Consider the following 7161-nt stretch of genomic DNA (forward strand, 5'->3'; position numbering starts at 1 on the left):
TTTTATGTCCTCATAAATTATATTTTATAATAATATTTTAATAAAAAAGGGTATCGCAAGAAGTCTAATGAATATGCAAGTATTATGCAGTATGCTACTGCAACCGCAGAACAAGTTGCTTGATTACCTAATGCAGGACAAGCACTATATAATTTAACTCATCGTGTGGTATGACAAGATGATTATTCATTACCAAATGGTGGGACAACTCAAACAATGGGATTAACAAGAATTCCAGTTCCTATTGATAAGAGATTTAATTTAAAATTAATGAATGAGGCTTTTGACTTGGCATTAATAGAAAAAAATATTAAAAATGGTGTTATTGCTGATGCTATTTCTAGTGTTGTACAGAATAAATTTGTTAATTTAGAATGTGAATTAATTCAGGCTATTTATGATTATTGCTTGGCAGATGGTCAATATGAAGTAATTCCATTTCGTAGTTATACAGCAGAAAATGCTGATGATGCAAATAAAGGATTCTTTACATTAAATGAAACTTTGATTGAATTAACTAATCAAATTAGTAATTTATATTTTGGTTTGCCAACCGATAAAATGTTTATGGTTTTAGGTCGTAGAGCCTATTTAGGATTAACACCTGCTTATTTAAAAGTAATTGGTTCACAAGCACAATTAAAAGCAATGGTTAATGGTGAATTATATGAAAATACAGCAATGGGTATTCCTGTATCAAAAAGCTTTCATTTAGAAAAAACATATACAAAAGGACAAGTTAATCGTGATAAAGGTTATAATTTTACTAATGTAAATGGTTTAATTATTAATAAACAAGTATGAGCTTATCCAATTAATATGGATACTATTCAACAAGTTTTAGATAATGATACTGCTAACCCTAAATGAATTGGTAAAGTACAATATGCAACACCAACTATTTTATATCCTAAAACATGTAAGATTATTTTAGAAAAACAACCAACACAAGAGGAAATTAACACTGCTAAAAATAATTTAAATAAAACATTTAGAGTACCTGTTGATTATGTAATTCCATCATCAAGTAAAATTGATATTAGTAAAATTAATAAATTAGATAAACCAACTATTCACGTTACAGACCCAACACAAACAACAGCAGAACAATTAAAACCACAATTTAAAGATGTTGTTTTAAAAGCAGTAAAAACGGTAAATAATTCTTTAACAGAAAATGATTATGATTACTTTATTGAAAGTAAAGGTGAAGATTGACCAATTGATATTACAAACAATAAAACTGTTGCAGTTCAAATTGAAGGTAAAAACAACGCTACGGGTCAAACAAACCCAATTGATGTTGTAATTAAAAATTCTTAATAAACAATGAATTTACTAATATTACGAATTTTAACTTTATTAGCAGAGAATTTAGGTAATAAATCAATAATAAATAAATTTGTTAATTTAATTAATAAGGTTAACAAATTTGCTTCATATTATTCTAATCCGCTACAAAAAATTACAAATAAGATTGAAGATATTTATCGGTGGTTAAATCCATTTACTTATTTAGATTTAATTAAAAAGGGTCATAAAAGAGAAATTCAACAAATATTAAGTCAATTAGAAAAAGATAATAATATTAAAAATAGAGAACAATTTAAAAAAGAAAATTATCTAAATACTAATTGACAACCTTTAAATAGTAGTTGACTTGATAGTGGTATGTTTAATATTACAAATAAATTAACTTTAACAGGTAATTTAACTATTTTAATATATACAAAAACAGCAAAACATCCTAAGTTTTATGGACCTTATGTTTATCCTAGTGTTCCAGTTGAAATATGAAAATTATTAAGTAATGCCGTTTCTAATGCGGGTACTTTATTTTGACGTTATTGATTAAGAAAATGATTACCTAGTCATTTAAGAAATTATATTAAAAAAAGACTGCCAAGAGGATTAAAAGAAAAATATCCCAAAGGAACTAATAAATTAACATTACCAACAGTTCAAAAATTACAACAAATTAAAAAGTTTATTAATAATTTAAAGATTGGCCATTTTAATTTTAATTTTGCTGGTGAAATTAATAATAAAAAATGGTATCGAGAACGAAAAAGTGATGTTAAAAATATTAAGAATTTATATAAATCACCAGTTAAAAATATGTTTTACAAAACTAATCAAACTATCAAAACAATTAAGAAAACAAAAACAAGAGTTAATAGTTATAAGTCAAGTAATTTAAAAAATAAATATCGTAATCAATTAAGAGGTGTTTTATATGGAAAATAATTTAAGTAATTTGTTATTTATAACAGTTGAAGATGTGAAAGAAAGTAAACTTTGACAACCTATTAATGATAGAAAGCAATCTGCTTGTAATGATAACTTAATTTATAATGCTATTTTAAAAACTAGTTTATGAATGGATAGATTATCAGGTGGGACAATTTCAGATAAAATTAATAAAAAAGATTTGTTTCCCTGAGTAAAAAAAGATAATACTGGTTTAATTGAATATGATAAATGATTAAGTTATATTCAATCGGCTTGTTTATTAGCAGTTATAAATTGATATTTACCAAAAGGAGTTAATGATTTAACTGGTAGTGCTTCATTTTCACAAGGTGGTGTAGCATATTCACAAACTAATGACCCAGAAGCAAATGAAAATATTACTCGTGATGTTAAAAATGCTTTAAAATTAGCAGGTGAAATAATTGATATTATATCTAGTAAAACGGTATCTAGACCGTATAATTATCATTTAGGAAACTATTCTCATCCATGAGAAGAAGAATATAAATATATTACTAAAAAAACATTTTATCCAACATTATTATTTTGATTAAAAGAGCGATTGCAAACAGATGGTTCAATAAATATTACTTATCCAATTATTAATGATTTTTCTAAAATTGATTATAATGAATATATTAAATTAATAGTTCCATTTGATAATAACACGATTTATTATGAAGATAATGTCTGAAAAGCAAAACAAAGTGGTGATATTCCATCATATGGTATTAAAGATAGTGATTTAAATAAAGATTATATTGATAAGCAAGATGATAAATATATTGTAAAAACATCACAAGATATTATTCTTAAACAAGATAAATTAGTAAGTGGGGAAAATATTAAAACTATTAATGGTAATTCATTATTAGGTAATGGTGATATTTCTATTAGTGTTGGTAATGATTGAGAATTTGTAGATACTAGTGATTTTAAACCAGCAACTGAATATCAAATTAAAGATTTTGATAGTTCTAAATTTAAATATAAAATATGATGTCAATTTTCAATTTTACCATATATGTTTGTAGAAACTTTTAAAGATTTTGATATTGGTTGTGGAATTGTTGTATCATATAGTAAAGGTGTTTCAGGTTGGTATATTGACACAAATGGTCTTATTAGTTCTTATGATAATGTAAATATAGGTAATTTAAAAATTGAAAGAAAATTGGTGAGTTAATTATGAAGCAAGATAAAACAACTTGATTAAAGGGGGCGTTACCTTGAAATTGATTTAAAAAAGACCCTATTCCAACTTATAATTGAACTCATAAAGATATTAGAGAATGAGAAAGAAAATATAAAATTCGTAGTTGAGTAGTTAGTTTTTATACATTGATATTTTTAGCATTAAATTGTTGGTTAGAATATGGAATTATTAATGCAATTAAAGATGATATTAATTGATATAATTATGGTCAATATTGAGGTAATGGCATTGCTATTTTATTAACACCTTTATTTACGCATGGAATTCAGGGCATATTTGTTGCTAGTAGTAAACCAAAAGTAGATATGAAAATTGATATACCAAGATTAAAAATATCTAAAATGGGATTAGTATTTACAATATTATCTTTAATTACTTTAATAATTTCTTTAATTATCATTTGAATTGATAAATCAAAATGAAAAAAAGACCATTTAAGACATTGTTTAGATTGTCGGATTAATCCGCGTGTTATTCAACCAAGATTAGCAAAACAATGAAATAATTTAGATGGCATAACAGAAGAAATATTTAAAAATATACAAAATGAAAATATTAAAAAACAAAAACAAGAAGAAAATAACAAAGAATTAAATTTAAAATAGACTATATATAGGGGCGGTTGATATTTTTGGGTGGTTATATAGTTTAATTTATAAATTATTTTGTTCTGAAAGGATAGATGGCCACTGTTTGAGTAAGAATAAGAAAGGAATTAAATAAAATGAATGAAACATTAATGATTGCTTTACTTGTGTTAGCGGGTGCGGGTGGAATGGGTAGTCTTGGTATTCTAGGATTATCTGCTAAAAAAATTAAAAAATATAAAGCAGAAATCAGAGAATTAAGAACTGCTGTTATTGCCCACGAAAAACATTTACGAGGACCTGATTATGCAACAGAATTAGCATTAAAAACAGGTCAAATTAAAAATGTTAAAAAACAAGTTAAAGTTAATGATAAAAAACAAGTTAAAGTTAATGATAAAAAACAAGTTAAAGTTAATGATAAAAAACAAGCACAAAAAGATGCCATTAGACAATTAACAAATAATATTTAAAAAAATAACCTTAATTGGTTATTTTTTATTTTTCTTTATTGTGTGTTATATAAAAGTTTATAAGATATTCAATTCGTTGCGAATAAGTATTAAAATTTAATTCATTTCAAACTTGTTCTTCATTTTCATTTAAGTAAACATTTATATTCCGAATTTTACAAGAATAATATTTTCCTGTTTTTTGATTATATGAATGTTTCATAAATTAACTTTCATAATTAGCAATAATAATTGCATCTCGTAAATGATTACTTATTTTTTCATTATTATATTTTCAACTTTTACCATATTGATAAGTTAAATTAACATCTTTTTCATATTTTCATATATAACCATCATTATATTTACTTAAATTTTCCATATTTTTAACAACTGATTTTGTATGTTTTGGTGAAATAGTAGCAATATATCCTTGCGTTTCTAATGAACCTAATAATTTCAATAAATCATCTCTATCTTTTGAGCCATTGGCATTTGTATATAAACAATTTTCTATAAAAATTAAATATTCTAGTTTATGATTATTTGATAATATTTTCCCAAATAGTTTTTCATTTTTCAAATAATTTATAATAAATTCATAATGTTCTTTTCAGCCTTTATTTGTAAATTCTTGTTTATCTATTAATTTATTATTTTTATAAACAACAATAGCCGTAGTACCAGTTCCTGATGGGTCAATACCTATTTTTATCAATTGGCTCATTCTTCATCATTGTTATTATTAACTACTGGTACTACATTTGATATATCTTCTTCTTTAACTACATTATCGTTTATGTCCACTATTTCATCATTAGGTGGGGTATTATAATTTAAATTTATATTATTTGATAAAGTTTCATCGTTAATATGCCCATTATTTTGGATGAAAGTAGCATCATTATCAATATAAATCTTTTCATCATTAGTTGTAATAACTGCTTGATCTGATTTATATGCTTGTTGTAATTCAACTGACATAATACCTCATTTTCTTAATAATGATGTTAATACTGTTTTAAGGGCCATTTCATCAAAACTAGCAATATAAAATGATTTATTTTTAGCATAAGTTTTAGAATATTTCATAAAATGATTTTCCATTTGCTCTTTTGTCATATATAAAGTTTTTTCAAAACCATTAACCATTTTAAAATATGCTACATAACCTATAATTGATAATTTTTCTCGTTCATCTTCATTTTGATTTCAATTAAAAGCAGTACCTTTTAAACGATCATAATTTATTAATTCATTTGCTCTAACATCTGATACTGACATATCTAAATATTGGCCACTTCTTTGGGCTAATTGAATATAACCTTTATAACCCATTTGAAATTGGGCTTGATTAATTCATTCTTGGATTTCACGACCATTAATAATTCTTGTTATTTTTGTATTATATGGTACTACATAAGCATAACCGAATTGTTTTTCCATTGGTAAATTTAATAAAACACCTTGATAACAAGCAGTCATAATTGTTTTTGGATCTGCTTTTTGTAATAATTCATTACTATTTGATATTGCAATTATATTACTTTTAAATCTTGCAATTTCATTTTCATTAGAAAATTTACTTTTTATTCAATCAGTTACCTTATCTGTTCTTAAAAATTCTACAATATTTGTCATGTTATTTTTCTCCTTTATTTATTTTAAAATTAATACCTTTAACCCCAATTAAATTAATATCTTTATTACTATCTCATTGATCTTTAATTTCATTTTTAACAATTTGTTCATCAACAGTTAAATAATTTTTAATAAGATTAATGAGTTCTAATTTATCAGCATTTTGTAAAAAATCATCATTAATACCAATAACCTCAATATCTTTAATTAATAATTTTTCTTTCCGAAAATTACTAGTAATAATTTTTAATTCTTGTTCTTGTTTTGCTATACTTTTAATTTCTAAAAATTGCTCTTTTTTATGAGTTTCAATAATTTTATTTTGTTTTTGAAATTGAATATTAATGACACTATTTTTTAAAGAATCATGATTATTCTTAATATTATTTTCTAAATTTAAAATATCTTTTCTAATAAAATTTAATTCATCTTTAAAAGATTTTATTATTTCTAATGGTTCTCTAAAAATATAATCAATTTTTGAAACTACTAATTTTAAATCTTTTAGTGATTGTGATTTATATTCTCCATTTATTAATCAAGCTTGTTGTCGATATATAAATTCTGCTAATTCTTGTCCATTTTCATCAATTCACTTTTTAATTGTTAATGCTTTTAAGCTTAATTCTTTAAAATTATTTCCTTTTAAATAAAACGGATAAGTAATATTTTTAACTTCATTATTTAATTTTAAATCTTCATAATTAAATTTCCTCTAATTCCATTTCATTAATTAAATTATCAATATATTCATAAGCACTTTCTTCTGAATAACATTCATCTAATGCTAAATTAAATAAATCTTCTTCTGTATAAACATAACCATTTTCATCTTTTCACATAATTATTTATCTCCTTGTCATTTAATATTGCTATCTTCTAAATCAATAATAGTTGTTAATCAATGATTTTCATTTTCAACATTAGCAGTAATCCTCGCTTCTTCTAATGTATAAAAAAAATCTGTTTTAAAAATAGTTGTTTTATCAAACAAATTATTATATTTCATTAT

General features: G+C 23.5%; 8 protein-coding genes. 5 read left to right on the forward strand and 3 right to left on the reverse strand.

All coding sequences use genetic code 4. From position 1 onward, the window contains the following. Nucleotides 1-84 precede the first annotated feature (84 nt). The 5 genes from MSROBK_RS00320 to MSROBK_RS00340 all read left to right on the forward strand — a co-directional run bounded on the left by MSROBK_RS00320 (nucleotide 85) and on the right by MSROBK_RS00340 (nucleotide 4529). Nucleotides 85-1323, forward strand: coding sequence for a hypothetical protein (locus tag MSROBK_RS00320; RefSeq protein ID WP_040092477.1), 1239 nt, complete (start codon nucleotides 85-87; stop codon nucleotides 1321-1323). Between the two features lie 6 nt (nucleotides 1324-1329). Next, nucleotides 1330-2247, forward strand: coding sequence for a hypothetical protein (locus tag MSROBK_RS00325; RefSeq protein ID WP_040092478.1), 918 nt, complete (start codon nucleotides 1330-1332; stop codon nucleotides 2245-2247). After that, nucleotides 2237-3439, forward strand: coding sequence for a hypothetical protein (locus MSROBK_RS00330; RefSeq protein WP_040092479.1), 1203 nt, complete (start codon nucleotides 2237-2239; stop codon nucleotides 3437-3439). The genes MSROBK_RS00325 and MSROBK_RS00330 overlap by 11 nt, the downstream gene beginning before the upstream one ends. A 2-nt stretch (nucleotides 3440-3441) precedes the next feature. Further along, nucleotides 3442-4074 carry a hypothetical protein gene (locus MSROBK_RS00335; RefSeq protein ID WP_040092481.1) on the forward strand — a complete coding sequence of 211 codons (633 nt, stop codon included), beginning with the start codon at nucleotides 3442-3444 and terminating at the stop codon, nucleotides 4072-4074. A 77-nt stretch (nucleotides 4075-4151) separates the two neighbouring features. After that, entirely contained in the window at nucleotides 4152-4529 is a 378-nt protein-coding gene (locus MSROBK_RS00340) for a hypothetical protein (RefSeq protein WP_133165034.1), read from the forward strand. A gap of 205 nt (nucleotides 4530-4734) precedes the next feature. Here MSROBK_RS00340 and MSROBK_RS00345 read toward each other — a convergent pair whose 3' ends face one another. The 3 genes from MSROBK_RS00345 to MSROBK_RS00355 all read right to left on the reverse strand — a co-directional run bounded on the left by MSROBK_RS00345 (nucleotide 4735) and on the right by MSROBK_RS00355 (nucleotide 6991). Continuing rightward, entirely contained in the window at nucleotides 4735-5235 is a 501-nt protein-coding gene (locus MSROBK_RS00345; protein WP_133165035.1) for a hypothetical protein, read from the reverse strand. Beyond that, nucleotides 5220-6149, reverse strand: a complete 930-nt coding sequence (locus MSROBK_RS00350) for a recombinase RecT (protein WP_052443407.1) — start codon at nucleotides 6147-6149, stop codon at nucleotides 5220-5222. The genes MSROBK_RS00345 and MSROBK_RS00350 overlap by 16 nt, the downstream gene beginning before the upstream one ends. A gap of 704 nt (nucleotides 6150-6853) precedes the next feature. Next, nucleotides 6854-6991, reverse strand: a complete 138-nt coding sequence (locus tag MSROBK_RS00355; protein ID WP_157944213.1) for a hypothetical protein — start codon at nucleotides 6989-6991, stop codon at nucleotides 6854-6856. Nucleotides 6992-7161: the final 170 nt, after the last annotated feature.

This window comes from Spiroplasma poulsonii, from assembly GCF_009866525.1.
GTDB classification, from domain to species: Bacteria; Bacillota_I; Bacilli_A; order Mycoplasmatales; family Mycoplasmataceae; genus Spiroplasma; species Spiroplasma poulsonii.